Source organism: Actinospica sp. (assembly GCF_035552695.1).
GTDB lineage: Bacteria > Actinomycetota > Actinomycetes > Streptomycetales > Catenulisporaceae > Actinospica.
Map to the genome: position 1 here is coordinate 1 of NZ_DASZKT010000210.1, position 17948 is coordinate 17948.

Here is a 17948-nt window from a genome sequence, read left to right on the forward strand (position 1 = left end):
CGCTGGCCCGAGATCGCGCCCGACAGGCGGTAGGGACCGTCGGTCAGCCGGCCCAGTTGCGCTTGACGAACTCGGCGGCGGAGTTCAAGGCGCGGTCCGCGTCGTCGAGCATGCCGGCGAAGCCCTGAAAGACGTGCGGCACTCCAGGCCAGACCTGAAGCTCCACGGGCACGTCGTCGGCGCCGGCGCGCGCGGCGAGCCGGACGGCGTCGTCAAGCAGGATCTCGTGCGAGCCCACCTGTATGAGCAGCGGCGGCAGGCCGGTGAGATCACCGAAGATCGGGCTGGCCAGCGGCGACGCGGGGTCGTGGTCGCCGAGGTAATCACGCACCCTGATACGCATGGCCTCCGGGGTGAGCGCGGGGTCGACCGCGGCCTTTCCGGTCGCACTGGCGCCGGAGACGGTCATGTCGACAAACGGGGAGAAGACCGCCGCCGCGGACGGTTGCGGCAGGTCGGTGTCCTTGAGGGCGAGGAGCGTCGCGGCGACCAGGCCGCCGCCGGCCGACTCGCCGACGAACGCGATCCGCTCGCTGGGCACGCCGCCGTCGAGCAGCGCGCGGTAGGCGGCCACGGCGTCTTCGATGGCTGCGGGGAACGGGTGCTCGGGGGCGAGGCGGTAGTCGACGGAGATGGCCCGCGCCCCGACCCGCCGCGCGACATCGGCCGCGAGGCCCACGGAATCGAGCGCCGAGCCGAGGGCGTAGGCGCCGCCGTGGAAGTAGAGGACCGCGACCGACGGGTCGAGCCCCGGAGTCTCGACGGTCACGACGGGCACGCCGCCGAGTTCGCCCTGCTTGGCTGACACGTCCTCGGGCAGCGGTGCCGCCGCGATCATCTCGTGGAAGATCCCGCGCTGCTCGGTGATCTCGCCGCCGACGTCGAACGGCGCGTGCCGCAGGATCTCGTCGAGTGCTTGGCGCTGCTGCTGGGTCATGGTGGTGCCTCTCGGGCTTGCTTGGCGCGGGCTGACGGACGGAGCGCGGTCAGCGACCTCAGCGCGGCGGGCCGACGATGATGTTGCCGTACTTGTCGGCGATCCCGGGATCGGGCTTGATCTGGAAGTCCGCCGGACGCGGGGTGGCCTTGTCCCGGCCGGTCTCGCGGAACATCCCCTCGATCCCGGCCGGCGTGTTGATCATCAGCAGGTCGGCCTTCTTGGAGGTGATGCGGTAACCGTGCGGAATCTGCTTGGGCAGGAACACGACGCCGCCCTCGGACAGCTCGTACTCCTCGTCGTCGCACCAAACCAGGGCGGTGCCCTTGATCAGCAGGAAGACCTCGTCCTCCTTGGTGTGCGTGTGGTACGGCGGCGCCTCGCCCTCGGCGACGTCGAAGCGGCCGATCATCAACTGGCCGTTGGTGGCCTTGCCGTCGAGCAGCATGGCGAGGGTGCCGCCGTCGAGCCATTCGAGCTGCTGCTGCTGTTCTGGTTGTGCGATATAGGCCATGCTCACGAGGAACTCCTCAGGTGCGGATCAGCTGATCAAGTCGCTAAGCGGACGATATCGTCCGCTTAACAGGCTGTCAATGACACCCGCGGGGTCCCGAACGGGGCGCCCCGAAGTGCCATCATCGGGTCCGTGACGAAGCCACAGTCGAACGACGGCGTCCGGCGGCGGGAGTTGCGGCGGGACGCGGCGGACAACCGGGATCGGGTGCTGGCCGCGGCCGCCGCCGCGGTCAGACGCGAGGGCACCGGCGTGCCGATGGCCACGATCGCGGCGGAAGCGGGGGTCGGGGTGGGCACCGTCTACCGCCATTTCCCGTCCCGCGAGGCGCTGCTCGGAGCCCTGACGTACCGCTCCTTCCAACTCGTGCTGGACGCGGCGACCAGGGCCGCCGAGGCCGATCAGCCGGGCATCGAGGCGGTGCGCCGCTTCCTCGATCAGACCATCGAGCACGGCCCGGACCTCGTGCTGCCGCTGCACGGCGGTCCGCTCGCGGCCGACCGGGAGACCGACCTCCTGCAGGCCGAGGTGCGCCGGACGATGGGCTCGATGCTGCACCGGGGACGGCACGACGGCACGATCCGCGGCGACGTGCGCACCCGCGACCTCGTGCTGTTCGGCGCGCTCCTGGCACAGCAGTTGCCGCACGTGCCGAACTGGAGCGAGAACGCGCGCCGCATCGTCGACATCTACATCGCCGGCATGGCCCCCGGCGCGCAGCCGTTCCGGGACTCCGAAGGGCAGTGATCCGGAAGGCAGCGATGCGGAAGGCGGCGATCCGGAAGGCGGCGATCCGGAAATCGTAGCTCCGCGCGAAGCCGGGGACCGGTCCCGGAAGTCCGCTGCCATGCTCGCGTTGCACACCGAAGTGGAGACCGGACACTGACACGGAGCGGAGGTTCCCGCCTTGAGCATCCAGCTGCCGAGCGAGCTCACCTGGTGCCTGAACATGCTGGGGATCCCATGGCCGGACATCGACGAGGACCAGTTGCACAACTGGGCGACCCAGATCCGGACGTACGCCGACAACACGCGGGACACGCATGACGCGGCTCATGCGAAGGTCAAGTCATTGGCTTCGACCACCCACGGCGACTCCTACGACGCGTTGCGCGCGGGCTGGCAGAAGGCTTCGAGCACGCACATGACGGACATGGTCCAGGGCTGCCAGCTGTTCGCCGGAGCGCTGGACGCGGCGGCGGACGTCGTGGTGGTGGTCAAGGGCGCCATCATCGCGGCGTTGACGGCGATGGCCGCCCAGATCCTCGCCGCGCAGGCCTCCGCGGCGATCACCGGCGGGGCCTCGGAGGCGACCATCCCGGCCGTCGTCCAGGGCACCCAGACCGCCGTGCAGCAGCAGCTGAACCAGTTGGCGCAGCAGGTGATCAGCGGGCTGCTGCAGGCCGTGGCCAACCCGCTCGAGGACACGATCGCCCACGCGGTCGAGGGCATGATCTTCCCGGGCATCCGGTCCGGACAGTCCACACAGTCCGCTGGCTCTTGAGTCAGGCTGCTTAGACACAGAGAGGGGATGCCGGCCATGGGCACCGGTTTCAGTCTGGATCCGAACGAGTACCACGCCGCCGCCAACGTCATCGAGGGCTACGGGGCCATGCAGGCGGACCACGGCGCGACGCTGTCCGCGGGCACCAGCACCCCGCTCAGCAGTTCGGGAACCGGGATCTCCGGGGCAATCTCGCAGATCGCCATGGGTACGGTCCAGAAGATCGTCACCGACGTGACCTCGACTACGAAGGGTTTCGCCGACGACACCGCGAAGGGCCTGCGCACGCAGGCCGACAACGTGTCTCAGCTGGAGACGGAGCTCGCCGGCCGGTCCAAATCCATACTCAGCGATGCCCAGTCGTCGCTGCTGGGCGGCGGCTACGCGATGAGCGGCTACGCCATGAGCGGCCTGTCCAGCGCGACGAGCAGTCCCCTGACGTCCTACGGATCGGGCGGCATGCCGGGCACGTTCAGCAGTCCCATGACGAGTGCCCCGCTGTCCGAAAGCTCGCCGGGCGAAGCCGACCTGAGCGCCCCCGGAAGCGGCGAGTCCGCCTTGAGCGGAGCCGGAGCCGTCGCGCAGGAGGAGTCGCAGCAGGCCTCGACGGTGCCGTTCGGGCAGATGCACGGCAGCACCGGTGCAGCCTCCGCAGCCGGCAGCGCGGAGGAGCGCGGCCAACGTCCGGACTACTTGAAGTCCAAGACAGAGCTCAGCGACACTGGCGGCGATCGCGTGAAGGCCGCCATCGACGGTCACCTGAAGGAGTGCGGGATGGCGCCGATCCCCCTGGGCCCGAGCCGTCTCGTCTGCGCGAAGTGCGGAAGCATGCTCGAGATCGACGACGCGCAGGCCCTCACCGCTTGAGCGACGCGGGCGCGCTGCTCAAGCTTGTCGTGCGCGAACCCAGTCGCGATGTTCGCGCACGACGGTGAATCCGGCCGATCGATACAGCGCGACCGCGGCGACGTTGGTGGACATCGCCACAACGGCGACCGCACTCGCGCCTCGATCGACCAGGGCCGCGCACGCACCCAGCACGGCATCGCGTCCATAGCCGTGCCCGCGATGGTCCGGATGAGTGCCGACCGGCTCAAGCAGCCCGCACCGACCCTCGCCCGCGAACCATCCGGTCGCGGCGGCCGCGGGCTCCCCCGCGGGCGTGCGCACGAGCGCCTCCACCGCCAGCCCGCCCGCCGGCGACCGCTTCATCGTGTGCCACCGCTCGACGGTGAACGTGGACTTCGCGAACGCGGCCCGCTGCACCAGCACCCGATCCGCTGCATCAGCCTCATCGACCGACTCGGCGCGGCTCGACACCGGCCGCGGCGTCCACGACAACGCGAGCCAGGACTCCCCCGGTTCGGGCTCCCATCCGGGTATGGCCAGTCCGTCGGACGCGGCGTTGCCGGATTCGAGCAGCTCCTCGGCATCGGCCGCGAGCGCCACGAGATCCGCGCCGGGCGCGGCGGTCACCCGAAGCACCGAGCTGTCGAGAAAGCCGACCGCCACCGGCACCTCGTCATCAATCCAGAGAAAGACGCCCGCATCCTCGAACCGCAGATGCCACCCCACGTCCCCGGGATGGAGCCCTCCGCCCGGAACGTCGACCGGCGTCCACGCACACAGCGCACGCAGCGCCGGCCCGGTTTCGGCAGGATTCAGACGGAGTCGGGCAAGTGAAACCATGCACGGCAGACTAACCAGCCGGCTCGCGCACCGCGACGGCTTTTCACCAGTGCCGGGGACGGACCGGGCCGAGCGCTAGGGCGTGAGGACGATCTTGCCGCTTACGGTGCCGGATTCGGCGAGGCGGAGTGCTTCGGCGACTTGGGCGAGGGGCAGTTCGGCGGCGACGGTCGGGGTGATGTCGCCGTCGCGCATGGCGAGGAACACCTGGGTGAGGTCGGCGCGCAGGCGGGTGCGGAAGCGGTTCTTGGCGAAGGAGCGGCCTGCCCAGACGTTGAAGAAGTAGGCGTGGCGCCGGTTGGGCAGGGTGTTCCACGTCCAGACGCGCCCGAGGATCTTGAGTACCGGCCACTGCTTGGAACCCACGTCGTCGCGGGTCGAGGCGGTGCCGTAGGAGACGAGCGTGCCACCCGGGGCGAGCAGATGCCAGGAGTCGATGACGCTGCGGCCGCCGATGTGGTCGAACACCGCGTCGACGCCGCGAGGCGCCAACTCCCGCACCCGTGCGGGGACGTTCTCGGTCCGGTAGTCGACCGGCGTCACGCCGATGGCGCGCAGTGCGTCGTGATGCCGCGCCGACGCGGTTCCGATGACCTGGACTCCGGCGATGCGCGCGAGCTGGACGAGCATCGAGCCGACTCCCCCGTTGGCGCCGTGCACGAGAATCGTCTGCCCGCGGCGGATTCGGGCCTTGCGATGCAGCATCTGCCAGGCGGTGATGCCGTTGACGACGGCGGTCTCCGCGTCGGCCGCGCGCAGTCCCTGCGGCACCTCGACCAGGTCGGCCGCGTCGAGCAGGACGTGGCTGGCCCAACCGCCGACCTTCGTCAGTGCCGCTGTGCGCGTGCCGACGAGGCCGCGATCCACCCCGGCACCGACGGCCTGGACCGTGCCGACCACGTCGTATCCGGGCACGAACGGGAACGGCGGCTGGTCGTAGTACCGGCCGCGGCGCATCTGCTGCTCGGCGAAGGAAACGCCGGTCGCCTCCATGCGGACGACGGCCTGCCCCGGTCCGGGCTCGGGCACCGGGCCGCGGCGCAGCTCGAGCCCCTCGGGCTCGACCTTGCCGGGCAGAATCACTTCGACGCGCTCTTCGAGTTCCATCGCGGTTCTCCTTCTTTCGGATGTCTTGTTCGTTCGGATGCATCAGGTATGTGTGGTTGAACACTCACTCTTCGGGCCGAAGAAGCGCCCGCCGACGGCCGGCGGGCGATTCGACGGTCAGTAGTGGGTGATGTCGACGGTCAGGGTCCGTGCCCAGGGAGCGTCCACCTCGTCGGCCCCGATCGAGACGACGAGGTGGCACAGCATCCCGCGTGCGAAGAAGTTCTGAATCTCGTGCTCATCTCCCCCGGAGGCGCCGCGCACGTACTCGACCACGTGCGCGTATCCCCGGCGGACGGCGTCGCGCACCGCGGACTCGGACACGGCCGCCGCCTGCGCGTGCAGCTGGATGAGCACGAGATCGCGGTCGGTGATCAGCTTGGCGTACGCGTCACCCATGGCGGCCAGCACCACGTCCGCCGAACCGCCGTCCGCATCCGCGACGGCCTGCTCGAGGCAGCCGCGGACCTGGACGAAGCAACGTTCGACCACCGCGACGAACAGCGACTCCTTGTTGGGGAACAGCCGGTAGACGTACGCCTGCGAGATCCCGGCCTCCTTCGCGACCTCGGTCGTGGTCGTTCCGAAGTAGCCGCGGGCCGCGAAGGTGCCGATCGCCGTGCGCAGCACCGTCTCGCGGCGCGCTTCGGCGGTGGACAGCTGGCGGGCTCGCTCGTTCGTCATAGGAGTAATAAACCACTCACACTTTCCCGCGTCAAGCCCGCCGGCGGTCGCGCTCGAAGAAGCGCTAGGAGATCCCGAGTGTCACCGTGTTCGACGTGCCGCCGCTCGTGGTCACCGAAACGCTCGCGGTAGTGCCGGAGGCGACCGCCCACTCGTTGCTCGGGCCCGAGGGCTTCGGCACCGTGAACGTGATCGACGTATTGCTCCAACTGTCGATGGTGAACAGGGCCAGATCGATCGGGCCGCCCCAGTTGATGCTGTTGTCGCCGAAGGTCACGTAGCGCCCGGCCTGGCTCGCGCCGAAGTTCGTGCCGGTGATGGTGACCTGCTGCCCGGCCGACGCGGAGCTCGCCGAGATCGAGGAGATCGCCGGCGCGGACGGGATGTTGGCCACAGTGATGTAGTTCAGATTGATCGCTGCCGTGTCGCCGCTGGTGCGCGCGACGGTGATCAGGTTCGTGCCGCCGGTGAGCGTCACTGTGCCGGAGACCGAGGCCCAGGTCGTCCACGCGGTGTCGAGGGTGGCGAAGTCGACGGTGACCGGGGCCATCACGACGTTGCCCGACTCGTCGCCGACGCCGACGGTCATCGTGCTCGTCGAGCCCGTGCCGTTCGCGTACCGATACGTGATCGCGTACGTGCCCGCGCTCGGCGCGTCGACCGCGAAAGTCACCGCGGCCCCGGCGTTGGCGGCCTGCAGGTTGTCGACGAAGCCCATCGCGCCGTAGCCGGTGTGGTCGTTGTTGAACATCGCGCCGCCGCCCCAGTTGGCGAACGCGGCCTGGTACGTGTTCACGCTGACGCCGGTCGGAACGACGTGCACCATCTGTGAGGCGTGCGGAGCGAGCGACGTCGAGATCTGGCTCTGGCCGTTGGACGTGGTGGCAGCCCAGAGGTCGTAGACGGTCGCGGTGCCGGTCAGGCCGAGATCGCTGGAGAAGTTGATCGTCTTGGTCACGGTGTTGGAATCGTTGCGGTTGAAGAGCGCGACGACCCACGAACCATCAGGGAGCTGACCCGCCCAGCGCTCGGAGTCGCGCGAACCGGAGTCGGAGGAGTACAGGTCGCCGTTGTAGAAGTACGGCTTGCCGACCAGCCCCTGCCGACGCAGGCCGAGGACCGCGGTGTTCTGCCAGAGGTTGAGGTCGCTGCCGATGGTGTCGACGCGGTCGGTGATCGCGAGCTGGGATCCGGCGATCGTGAAGAGGTTGATCGCGGTCTCCCGCTCGGCCGTGGAGGCGAAGCTGCTCATCGCGAGGAAGTCGCCGTCCAGGATCAGCCCGGTGCGCCCGGACAGATGCGACCAGCCGGTGAAGCCGAGGAACGGGTTGTACCACTGGCTCCAGTCGTTCTGCCAGGTCTGCCGTCCGCCGCTGAGCCAGGACCAGCCGCCCGTTGTCATGTCGGCGTCGATGCGCACGGAGTCGCCGTAGAGGATCTCATTGCCGGCGTTGTCGAACAGGTTCGGCATCACGACGCTGATCTCGATGCCGTCCCCCGCCGCCTCCGCGACCCAGGACAGGGCGGTGGCGTAGTCCGTGCTGCCGTGGTCGACTCCGACGGTGCCGATGTTCGCGTCGTAGCCGGACTCGTACCAGGACCAGAAGTCGGTGCGCAGGAAGGCGACGCCCATGTCCTTGAAGTAGTTCACGTAGCCCTGGATGTACTCCTTGGCGCCGTTCGCGCTGACGTTGACCCAGTAGATCTCGTCATCGGAGTTGAGCACGTCGCCGGAGGTGACGATGTCCGCGACGGGGATGCTCGTGCCCACGACCGTGATCGAGGTGTCCTTGACGGCGCTCGCCGCGACCCATAACGGGTTGTAGTAGACCCCGAGCTTCATGCCGAGGCTCTTGAGGTAGGTCACGTAGTAGGCCCAGCCATTGGTCCACGAGTCGCTGTAGCTGGTGATGTAGCCGTTCGAGTTCGTGGTCTGCGTGTAGTCGACCCAGCCGTCGGTGCAGCACATCGTGTAGCCGTAGGGCGCGAGGTTGTCGGCGACCCAGGTGATGTTCTCCTGCCACACACTCTCGGTGAGGGTGGCGTTGTTCGCGTAGTTCCAGCTGTACGGCGACCAGTACTGCGGGCCGGGTCCGGAGCGGGTGTAGACGCTGTTGCGGCTGGTCACGGGGAGCGTCGCCGCGGCGAGAGCGGCGTTCAGCGGGACCGCGGGGCGGCGGCCGCCGCCGACCGCCAGCGCGGTCAGCGAGCCGGCCGCGGCGACTCCGGTTCCGCGCAGCAAAGCTCGACGGGAGATGCTCATCGTTGACCCCTCCATGCCGTAGGCCGGCGCACGGCGGTGTGCGCGCGGAGTTGAGTGTGGCCGAGCTATTTTCTCTTGTCAAGAAACAAAATCTCCGACAACGGGCCAGCTCACGGCGTCCGGGCGGCCTATCATGACCGGAGAAAGTATGTCATTGGGCATCCGGACAGGTGGCGAGCGCGAGATGACGGCCGGCAGCGAGCGGATCACGATCGGGTTCTCCGCGACGCCGCGCTCCGTCGACCGCGGCGCGGACACCACGCGCGGTCGGCTGTTCGCGGAGATCCTCACCGCGGGCCCGCTCTCCCGCACCCAGCTGGCCCAGCGCAGCGGGCTTTCCCAGTCCACCGTCACCAAGGTCGTCAACCCGCTGATCGAGGCCGGGTTCGTCGGCGAGACCGGGGAGCACTCGGTCGGCATAGGCCGTCCGCAGCGGCTGCTCGAAGTGGCCGCTGACCGGCGCGCGGCGATCGGCGTGAAGATCGGCCCGGGCGCGGTCACCGGCGTGCTCACCGACCTGCGCGCGCAGGTGCTCGGGCAGCGCACCAGGCCGCTGACGGCGGGTCACGACCCGTCCGCCGCGCTGTCCGCGGCCGCGGCGGTGGTCTGGGATCTGCTCGCCGGACACGCGGGGGCGCGCGAGAAGCTCATCGGCGTGGGCGTCGGTCTCGGCGGTCACGTCGCGGCGGCGGACGGACGCGTCGTGCGCTCCGGAGTCCTCGGCTGGACCGACGTCGAGGTGAGCGCGCCGCTGGCCGCGGCCACCGGCGTTCCCACCGTCATCGGCAACGACGTCGACACACTGGCCGTCGCCGAACGCTGGTTCGGCGCGGGCCGCGATGTGGAGGGCTTCGCGCTGGTGACGGTCGGACCCGGCGTCGGCTGCGGCCTGTTCCTGGGCGGCGAACTGGTCACCGGCGTCGGCGGTCTCGCCGGGGAGCTCGGGCACATCCCGATGCAGGCCGGCGGACGCGCGTGCACCTGCGGCAATCGCGGCTGCCTGGAGACACTCGCCTCGGACGACGCCGTACTGCGCCGGATCGCCGAGAACGGCGGCCACTGCACCGGGATCGAGGACGCGGTGGCGGCCGCGCGGGAGGGCGACGCCCGGGCCATCGCAGCGTTCGAAGCGATGGGCGACGCGCTCGGCCGCGGGCTGGCGACCCTGTGCAATCTGGTCAATCCCGGACGGATCGTGCTCGCCGGCGAACGGGCCGGTGCCTTCGACCTCTTCGGCGAGGCCTGCACGCGTGCCTGGCGGGCGCACGCCTTCTCCACCGCCGCCGCGGACTGCGAACTGATCGTCGACGAGACCGACGATTCGCTGTGGGCGCGCGGCGCCGCCTGCCTGGTGATCCGCGACGCGGTCGGCGCGGACCAGGCCTGACGCCCTCTCATTCGCCTCCCGACTCCGGTCACCGCACGATCGCGCGAACATCACGACTCGATGAAGCCGAATTTATTTCTTGACTCACGAAAATCAGTCGCGCCATACTCCGTGGCACGCCCGGGTCACCGGGACGTGCCAAGGTCCTGAGGGGAGCGCGGATGCGAGCGACCGAACTGCTCGGTGAGGCGACCCGGGCGGAGATCTTCGGGCAGGTGCTCACCGCCGGCCCGATCTCCCGCTCGGGGCTGGCCGCCCGGCTCGGCCTCTCCCCCTCCACGGTCACCCGGCTGCTGCCGCCGCTGCTCGACGCCGACTACATCCGCGAGGAGGCCGAACCTGGCCCCGCCGCGGGACCCGGCCGTCCGCAGCGGCTGCTCAGCGTCAACCTCGAGCGGCATCTCGTGGTCGGCGTGAAGATCGCGCCGAACGTGGTGTCCGGCGTGGTCACCGACATGGGCGCGCGGGTGCTCGCGCGGGCCGAGCTGCAGATCGACGGCTGCGCGCCGGAAACCGCGTTGACCGCGGCCGGCCGGCTGGTGCGCCGGCTGCTCGGCGCGATCCCGGAGGGCACGGCGCGCACGCTCGGCGTCGGCGTGGGCCTCGGCGGCCACGTCGACGCGGCGTCAGGGCTCTGCCGCTACTCGGGGATCCTCGGCTGGCGCGACGTGAACGTCGCCGCGCCGCTGGCCGCGGCCACCGGGCTCCCGGTGATCGTCGGCAACGATGTCAATGCCCTGGTGGTCGCACAGCGCTGGTTCGGCGCGGGCCGCGAGTCCGACACCTTCGCCGTGGTCACCATCGGCGCCGGGATCGGCTGCGGACTGCTGGTCGGCGGCGCGCTGTTCACCGGATCCTCCGGCCTGGCGGCGGAATTCGGCCACATCCCGATCGACCCGGCCGGCCCGGCGTGCACCTGCGGACGGCGCGGCTGCCTGGAGGCGCTGGCCTGCTCGGCGTCCGTGCTCACCCGGCTCGGGCACGTGGGCCTCGCGCTGCCGGACATCGAGTCGGCCGCGGACCTCGCCCGCACGGAGCCGGCCACGGCCGAGACGCGCGCGGCGCGGGCCGCCTTCGCCGCCGCGGGCGACGCGCTCGGCCGGGGGCTGGCGACCCTGTGCAACCTGATCAACCCCGAACTGGTGATCCTCGCCGGCGAGGGGGTGTCCGTGTACGACCTGCTGCGTCCGGCCGTGCACGACGCCCTGTCCCACCACGCTTTCTCGACCGCCGCGGCCGACTGCACCGTCCTGGTCGACCCGGTGGACGACGACATGTGGACGCGCGGCGCGGCCTGCCTGGTGCTCCGGGCTACCGTCCGCGCCCCGCTGTTGTCGAAGCACCACCCGCCCGCAGCACGACCCTCACCTCTCGCGGCGTAACCCCGCCGCCCGAATCGCAAGGAAGCGATCTCGATGACAGCGTTGAAGAGAAACATGACGAACAAGCGCAGGAACGCGGCCACGGCCGTGACCGCCGCCGCCGTGCTCGCCCTCGGCACCGCGTGCTCCTCGTCCTCGAACAGCACGGCGGCGCCGGCGGTGACCGGATCGGCCTCCGGCACGATCACCTGGTTCGCCAACCAGTTCGGCCCGACCTCGACGGACGTGCGCAAGACGCTGATCACCGCGTTCGAGAAGGCCTACCCGAACATCAAGGTGAACCTGGAGCAGGCGCCGAGCGACTCGGACACCTACCGCTCCACGCTGATCACGCAGATATCGGGCGGTTCGAGCAGCTTCGACGTCTACAACGGTGACGTGGTCTGGCCGGCGCAGTTCGGCAAGCAGAGCCTCGCGCTCCCGCTGAACTCGTACTTCGGCTCGTCCTACTGGAACACCTTCTCCAACGGCCTGGTCACCAGCCTCACCTACAAGGGTCAGACCTACGCGGTGCCGCTGTTCACCGACAACGCGTTCCTGTTCTACCGCAAGGACCTGCTGGCCAAGGCGCACCTGCCGGTGCCGACGACCTGGGAGCAGCTGCAGTCCGAGGCCGCCACGCTGCAGAAGGACGGCGACGTCAAGTACGGCTACGCCGCGCAGTTCGACTCATACGAGGGCCTGACCTGTGACTTCACCGAGTTCGCGGCCGACGCCGGCGGCTCGACCGTCAGCTCGGACGGCAGCAAGGCCACCATCGACTCGGCCGCCGACCAGAAAGCGCTGACCTACATGCGAGGCCTGATCACCTCCGGCGTGGCGCCGTCCGCGATCACCACCTTCCAGGAGCAGCAGTCCGAGTCGCTGTTCACCGCCGGCCAGGTGGCCTTCCTGCGCAACTGGACGTACGCGTATGCGGACTCGAACACCCCGGGCACCTCGAAGGTCGTCGGCGAGGTCGGCGTGACGAACCTGCCGACCTTCGCCGGGCAGTCCTCCCCCGGCTACTCGGTGACCGGCGGCTGGAACCTGTACGTCAACCCGCACAGCAAGAACCTCGCCGCGGACGTCGACTTCCTGAAGTGGATGACCGGAGCCCAGGCGCAGACGATCATCGCCGAGCAGGGCGGAGAGATCCCGACCGTCGCGAGCGTGCTGCAGAACTCGGCGGTGCAGGCCACCAACCCGGCCTTCCCGGTCGCGGCGAAGAACAAGCTGAACGCGCGACCCTCGTTCGTCGCGCAGTACTCGCAGGTGAGCGAGGCGATCTACAACAACGTCAACGCCGCCCTGTCCGGCTCGTCGAGCCCGGCCGCCGCGCTGACCTCGGCCGCGAGCCAGATCAACACGGCCCTGTCGAGCAACGGACTGTGATCCGCGAATGACCGTCGTCGATACTCACGGGCCCCGTGAGACGGCCGGCGCGGTCGGCGGCAACAGCCGTCGACCGCGCCGCGGTGGCCTGCGACGCTCCTCCGCCCGGCTCGGCTGGGGGTTCGCGTCGCCGGCGCTGCTGGTCGTCGCCGCGGTGATGCTCTTCCCGATCGTCTTCTCGATCATCATGTCCTTCAGCAACGTCAACGTGACCGGCAACGGCTTCCAGCTGAGCGGGGTCACCGGCAAGAACTACTCGATCCTGTTCGGGTCGCAGCGCTACTGGCACGACCTCGAGTTCACCGCGCTCTACACCGTCGTCACCGTCACGATCGAGATGGTGCTCGGCACGCTCGTCGCGCTCGTGCTCGAACGGCTCACCGTGGGGCGCGGCTGGCTGATGGCGCTGCTGCTGTTGCCCTGGGCGCTCATCACGGTCGTGTCGGCGCAGCTCTGGGCGTACATCTACAACGGCGTCTACGGCGTGCTCGACGCGATTCTGAACTCGGTCGGCGTGCACGATCTCAATGTTCTGGGCACGCCGACCCAGGCGGCGATCGCCATGGGTGTCGCCGACGTGTGGAAGACCACGCCGTTCGTCGCGATCATGGTGCTGGCCGGGCTCGTCATGCTCCCGGGCGAGGTCGTCGAGGCGGCGCGGGTCGACGGGGCGCGCGGCTGGACGATCTTCTGGAAGATCCGGCTGCCGCTGCTGCGACCGGCCCTCGCCGTGGCCGTGATGTTCCGCATCCTGCAGGCCTTCGGCCTGTTCGACCTGCCGTACGTGCTCACCAACGGCGGTCCCGGCACCAGCACCGAGTCGCTGGCAGTGCTCGGCTATAAAGTGCTTTTCAACGACCTCGAATTCGGGCCGGGCGCGGCCGTGGCGGCGAGCACGGCGATCGTCGTGCTCGTGGTCTGCCTCGTGTTCCTCAAGGTATTCCGCACCCAGGTCGGCGAGCAGGAGGACTGATCATGGCCAGACGACGCACCAAGAATCTGGGCACGAACATCGCCGCCGTCGCCATCGCGGCGTTCGTCGCCCTGCCGCTCTACTGGATGGTCGCCTCGGCCTTCAAGGGCCAGGCGGACATCACCTCCGCCGCGGCCGTGCCGCCGCATCCGACGACCGCCAACTTCGGCAACGCGTTCTCGAACTACAACTTCGGCACGTACCTGATGAACTCCGCGATCGTCGCCGTCGCCACGACCGTGCTCGTGCTCGGCCTCGGCACCTTCGCGGGCTACGCGCTCGCCCGGCTGCCGATGCGCGGCAAGACGGCGATCATGACGGCGCTGCTGATGATCTCGTTGTTCCCCACGATCGCCGTGGTCGCACCGCTGTACCTGCTCCTGCGCGACATCGGCTGGCTCAACAGCTACCAGGGCCTCGTACTCGCGTACACCGCCCTGATGCTGCCGTTCGCGATCTGGATCCTGCGCAACTTCTTCCTCGGCATCCCCAAGGCCATGGAGGAGAGCGCCCGGGTCGACGGTGCGGGACCGCTGCGCACCGTCATCCAGGTCATCCTGCCGCAGGCGCTGCCGGGCGTGTTCACGGCCGGCGTGTTCACCTTCGTCGCCGCGTGGACAGAGTTTATCATTGCGCTGACACTCAATAATTCCGACCACTACCGCACCATCGCCGTCGGCATCGCGCTGTTCGGCGGGCAGTTCACCACTCCGTACGGCACCATCTTCGCCGCCTCCGCGGTGGCGATGCTCCCGATCGCCATCCTCGTCCTCGTCTTCCGCCGCGCCGTGGTCTCCGGACTCACCGCCGGCGCGGTCAAGGGCTGACGGCCTTCCCCCTCTCCGAAAGGTCAGACCGCACCCGTGTCCGCGTCCACCACCGCACCCGGCTGGCTCACCGACGCCGTCCTCTACCAGATCTACCCGCAGTCCTTCGCGGACTCCGACGGGGACGGCATCGGCGACCTGCGGGGCGTCGCCGAGCACCTCGACCACCTCGCGTGGCTCGGGGTCACGGCCGTCTGGCTCAACCCGTGCTTCGCCTCCCCGATGCGCGACGCCGGGTACGACGTGTCCGACTACCTCAGCATCGCGCCGCGCTACGGCGGGAACGCGGACCTGGCCAAGCTGGTCGAGCAGGCCCGCGCCCGCGGGATCAGGGTTCTGCTCGACCTGGTGCCCGGCCACACCTCGGACCGGCACCCGTGGTTCCGCGCGTCGGCCGAGGACCCGGCGGACCACCGCTACATCTGGACGGACGGCACAGGGGGCCGTCCGCACCAGCTGCCCGAGGGCTTCGTCCCGTCGCCCGGCACCCGGCCCGGCGGCTACCTCCCCAACTTCTTCGAGTTCCAGCCCGCGCTCAACTTCGGCTACGCGCGGCAGAACCCCGGCGAGCCCTGGCGGCAGTCCGTGGACGCCGAGGGCCCGCGCGCCAACCGTGCCGCGCTGCGCGAGATCATGGCGCACTGGCTCGGCCTCGGCGTCGCGGGCTTCCGGGTCGACATGGCCTCCTCGCTGGTCAAGGACGATCCCGGCTTCGTGGAGACCGGCAAGCTGTGGACCGAACTGCGCGACTGGCTCGACCGCGCCCACCCGGGAACCGCGCTGCTCTCGGAGTGGGGCGATCCGGCTGTCGCGGTCCCGGCCGGCTTCCACGCCGACTTCTTCCTGCAGTTCGGCGGGGAGGGGTGGGGACTGCCGTACCGCTCGCTGTTCCAGACGCCGGAGGGCACGGTCGATGCGGAACACGCCGCAGGACCCTGCTACTTCGACGCCGCGGGCGAAGGTTCCGCAACGACGTTCCTGCGCGCCTACGAGCGCACCGCGAAGTCGATCGGCGAGTCCGGCCATATCATCCTGCCGACCGCGAACCACGACTTCGCCCGCCTGCACTGCGCGCCGCGCACGGCCGAGCAGCTCCCGACCGCGTTCGCGTTCCTGCTGACGTTCCCGACCGTGCCCGCGATCTACTACGGCGACGAGATCGGGATGCGCTACGTGCCCGGCCTGCCGGAGAAGGAGGGCAGCGTCCTCGGCCCGCACTACAACAGGGCCGGATCGCGGACCCCGATGCAGTGGAATCAGGGCTCGAACGCCGGATTCTCCACAGCGCCCGCCGACGAGCTCTACCTCCCGCTCGACGCCGAACCCGGGCGCCCGGACGCCGCCACGCAGCGCGCCGACGAGCACTCGCTCCTCAACCTCGTCAGAGACCTGATCGCCCTCCGTCGCGAGAACCCCGAACTCGGCCCCGGCGCGAGCCTCGAGGTCCTGCACGACGGCTATCCCCTCGCCTACATCCGCGGCGGACGCTTCCTCGTCGTGATCAACCCCTCCGGTCGCCCGGTCGACCTGCGCCACGACCGCCCCGATCTGGCCGCCGCCCAACCCGTGCGCGGCCACGGTGTCGAGATCACCGAGACGTCCGCGAAGGCAGCGCCCTTCGCCTTCGGCGTCTTCCGGCTCTGACACCTCTGGGGGAGAAACGCGGCCGGGTGCGCGAGAAGTGCCGCGCACCCGGCCGCCCACCCCGTCCGCCCCGTCCGCCACCGGCTCGAGAGAGCTGGCAGGCGATGACTATCGTGTCCGACGGTTCCGGCGTCGCGTCGATCTGCTGCGGGTATCGGTGCTTTGCACCGGGTCCGCTTGCCCACCCGACAGGCCGGTTCAGGGAGCAGCCCCTCCCGCTCCCGATCGGTCTTCAGCAGGAGGCGCATCAAGGTGTTCGAGGATCTCTTGGGCGAGTGAGCTACCAGTAGCGGCGATGAACTTGCGTCGCTTGTCCATCGCGGCGGCGACATCCGCGAGGTCGCCGAGTCCGTAGTCGAGGGGCATTTCTTTTCCCTGCAGGTCGATCACGGTTCCGCCTGCCGCGTGCAGGATGTAGTGGCCGGGAGCCAGATCCCAGATCGCGAAGCCCTTGGCGAACTCCACTGTCGCATCGGTCTGTCCTGAGGCGACGTGGCAGAGGCTGATCGAGCCGAAATCAACACCGATCCTGCCTCGCGCCGGCCCATCCGGACCCGACGCGGTCATTGCATCGATCAGGGCCTGCTGGCGTGCGATGGGTTGCAGGCGCTCGGCAGGACGCATCAGATAGTTGGTGATAAGAGCCTGTGACAGGCTGACGGGAGCGCGTGTGCACAGCTGGTGAATCTCCTGGTCGGCCGTGACGAGGTAAGCACGGTCTTCACCGTCATCGTGGCGACAGCCGATGAACAGTTGCAGATGGTGGTAGATATCACCGACTACGGCGACAACAGGTCGGGCCGCAGATCGAGAGTAGAGCATCACGTGCGTGTACCCATGCAGGGCACGGACTGCCAACTCGCTGGTGTCGAGAGGATCGACCAGGATGAGCAAGTCTGGATCGGGATCGGGACCAACGACTCGAGGGTCGGACGATCCTCTACAACTCGGTCTTCCGCGCAGATGACCAGCTATTTGCCAATCCTCACATCTACGGTTTGCCCGCCTCTGCAGCCCCCGTCCTCCACCTTCGCCGTTCCACCGATTCTGTCCTCTTCTCCACCTACGTCGACAGCTTCGAGCGAGCCTGGCAAGGCTAAGACGTCCAACCCGTACCCCACGTTGGGTGACTCACCGGCATGTTTGGGAGCTCTTCTTACCCCGAATGGCCGAATGCGGTGAGCACGACTGGCCCTGTGGATCAATCGTTGATATACGCTACGACTTTCGGGAGCAGCTGGTGCAACGTGCGCCACTCTGCCTACAATCAGTCACTTTATTACCCGGCTGCAGTGCACCGAAAGAACAAAAGTTCTAGAAGTGAGCGTGTAGGTGCGAACCGATCATTGATTGCCCGCTTCATTTGCCAGTGGCCGCTAGCGCGCGCATGCCTGTCGCAGTACGGTGACGCCACGGCAGCGTGGGCATGCTGTTCAGAGACTTCCACCGGGAGGGGCGCATGCTATTGCAGCTTAATGGGTTTCTGATCCGCAAAGGACTCAGCCCGCTCGCTGCTATTTCACCTTCAATTGCCTCGGAACTCGATGTGTACTCGTGGTCAGGAGCACAGCTGGATGAGCTAGGCAGCTCGCAGTTCGATCTCTAAGAAGCAGCGGTATCCGGGGACAATATTGTTGCGACCTACCAGAACACAAGCAGACCT

The 17948-nt window shown here is 69.0% G+C and carries 16 protein-coding genes; 9 read left to right on the plus strand and 7 right to left on the minus strand.

Features of this window, described 5'->3' with window-relative positions; all coding sequences use genetic code 11:
• Positions 1–43: 43 nt before the first annotated feature.
• Positions 44–937 (minus strand): alpha/beta hydrolase, encoded by an 894-nt coding sequence (locus VG296_RS24020; RefSeq protein ID WP_325569357.1) that lies wholly within the window; start codon positions 935–937, stop codon positions 44–46.
• 58 nt (positions 938–995) lie between these two features.
• Positions 996–1457, minus strand: a complete 462-nt coding sequence (locus tag VG296_RS24025; RefSeq protein ID WP_349259674.1) for a cupin domain-containing protein — start codon at positions 1455–1457, stop codon at positions 996–998.
• A 126-nt stretch (positions 1458–1583) separates the two neighbouring features.
• On the opposite strand from VG296_RS24025, the gene VG296_RS24030 reads away from it, so the two are divergent.
• The 3 genes from VG296_RS24030 to VG296_RS24040 all read left to right on the plus strand — a co-directional run bounded on the left by VG296_RS24030 (position 1584) and on the right by VG296_RS24040 (position 3822).
• Positions 1584–2198 carry a TetR/AcrR family transcriptional regulator gene (locus VG296_RS24030; protein WP_325569359.1) on the plus strand — a complete coding sequence of 205 codons (615 nt, stop codon included), beginning with the start codon at positions 1584–1586 and terminating at the stop codon, positions 2196–2198.
• 160 nt (positions 2199–2358) lie between these two features.
• Positions 2359–2955: a hypothetical protein gene (locus tag VG296_RS24035; RefSeq protein ID WP_325569361.1), complete on the plus strand. Its 597-nt coding sequence runs from the start codon at positions 2359–2361 to the stop codon at positions 2953–2955.
• Positions 2956–2991: 36 nt separating this feature from the next.
• On the plus strand, positions 2992–3822 hold the full coding sequence (locus tag VG296_RS24040) for a hypothetical protein (RefSeq protein ID WP_325569363.1): 831 nt from the start codon (positions 2992–2994) through the stop codon (positions 3820–3822).
• Positions 3823–3840: 18 nt separating this feature from the next.
• On the opposite strand, the gene VG296_RS24045 is transcribed toward VG296_RS24040, so the two are convergent.
• The 4 genes from VG296_RS24045 to VG296_RS24060 all read right to left on the minus strand — a co-directional run bounded on the left by VG296_RS24045 (position 3841) and on the right by VG296_RS24060 (position 8698).
• Positions 3841–4644: a GNAT family N-acetyltransferase gene (locus tag VG296_RS24045; protein WP_325569365.1), complete on the minus strand. Its 804-nt coding sequence runs from the start codon at positions 4642–4644 to the stop codon at positions 3841–3843.
• A gap of 75 nt (positions 4645–4719) precedes the next feature.
• Complete coding sequence (locus tag VG296_RS24050) at positions 4720–5751, minus strand: medium chain dehydrogenase/reductase family protein (RefSeq protein ID WP_325569367.1); 1032 nt, start codon at positions 5749–5751, stop codon at positions 4720–4722.
• A 117-nt stretch (positions 5752–5868) separates the two neighbouring features.
• Positions 5869–6435, minus strand: coding sequence for a TetR/AcrR family transcriptional regulator (locus VG296_RS24055; RefSeq protein ID WP_325569369.1), 567 nt, complete (start codon positions 6433–6435; stop codon positions 5869–5871).
• Between the two features lie 64 nt (positions 6436–6499).
• A complete protein-coding gene (locus tag VG296_RS24060) occupies positions 6500–8698 on the minus strand; it encodes a carbohydrate-binding protein (protein WP_325569371.1) in 2199 nt (732 codons plus the stop codon).
• 148 nt (positions 8699–8846) lie between these two features.
• On the opposite strand from VG296_RS24060, the gene VG296_RS24065 reads away from it, so the two are divergent.
• The 6 genes from VG296_RS24065 (at position 8847) to VG296_RS24090 (ending at position 16285) form a co-directional block, all read left to right on the plus strand.
• Positions 8847–10085, plus strand: coding sequence for an ROK family transcriptional regulator (locus VG296_RS24065; RefSeq protein ID WP_325569373.1), 1239 nt, complete (start codon positions 8847–8849; stop codon positions 10083–10085).
• 161 nt (positions 10086–10246) lie between these two features.
• The gene (locus tag VG296_RS24070) at positions 10247–11467 is read left to right on the plus strand and encodes an ROK family transcriptional regulator (RefSeq protein ID WP_325569375.1); all 1221 of its coding nucleotides are present in this window, start codon (positions 10247–10249) and stop codon (positions 11465–11467) included.
• A gap of 33 nt (positions 11468–11500) precedes the next feature.
• A complete protein-coding gene (locus VG296_RS24075; RefSeq protein WP_325569376.1) occupies positions 11501–12841 on the plus strand; it encodes an ABC transporter substrate-binding protein in 1341 nt (446 codons plus the stop codon).
• A 7-nt stretch (positions 12842–12848) separates the two neighbouring features.
• On the plus strand, positions 12849–13814 hold the full coding sequence (locus VG296_RS24080) for a sugar ABC transporter permease (RefSeq protein ID WP_325569379.1): 966 nt from the start codon (positions 12849–12851) through the stop codon (positions 13812–13814).
• Positions 13815–13816: 2 nt separating this feature from the next.
• Complete coding sequence (locus tag VG296_RS24085; protein ID WP_325569381.1) at positions 13817–14641, plus strand: carbohydrate ABC transporter permease; 825 nt, start codon at positions 13817–13819, stop codon at positions 14639–14641.
• Between the two features lie 36 nt (positions 14642–14677).
• Positions 14678–16285 (plus strand): alpha-amylase family glycosyl hydrolase, encoded by a 1608-nt coding sequence (locus tag VG296_RS24090; RefSeq protein WP_325569383.1) that lies wholly within the window; start codon positions 14678–14680, stop codon positions 16283–16285.
• 198 nt (positions 16286–16483) lie between these two features.
• Here the strand turns inward: VG296_RS24090 and VG296_RS24095 are convergent, their stop codons facing one another.
• Positions 16484–17299 (minus strand): inositol monophosphatase family protein, encoded by an 816-nt coding sequence (locus tag VG296_RS24095; protein WP_325569387.1) that lies wholly within the window; start codon positions 17297–17299, stop codon positions 16484–16486.
• Positions 17300–17948: the final 649 nt, after the last annotated feature.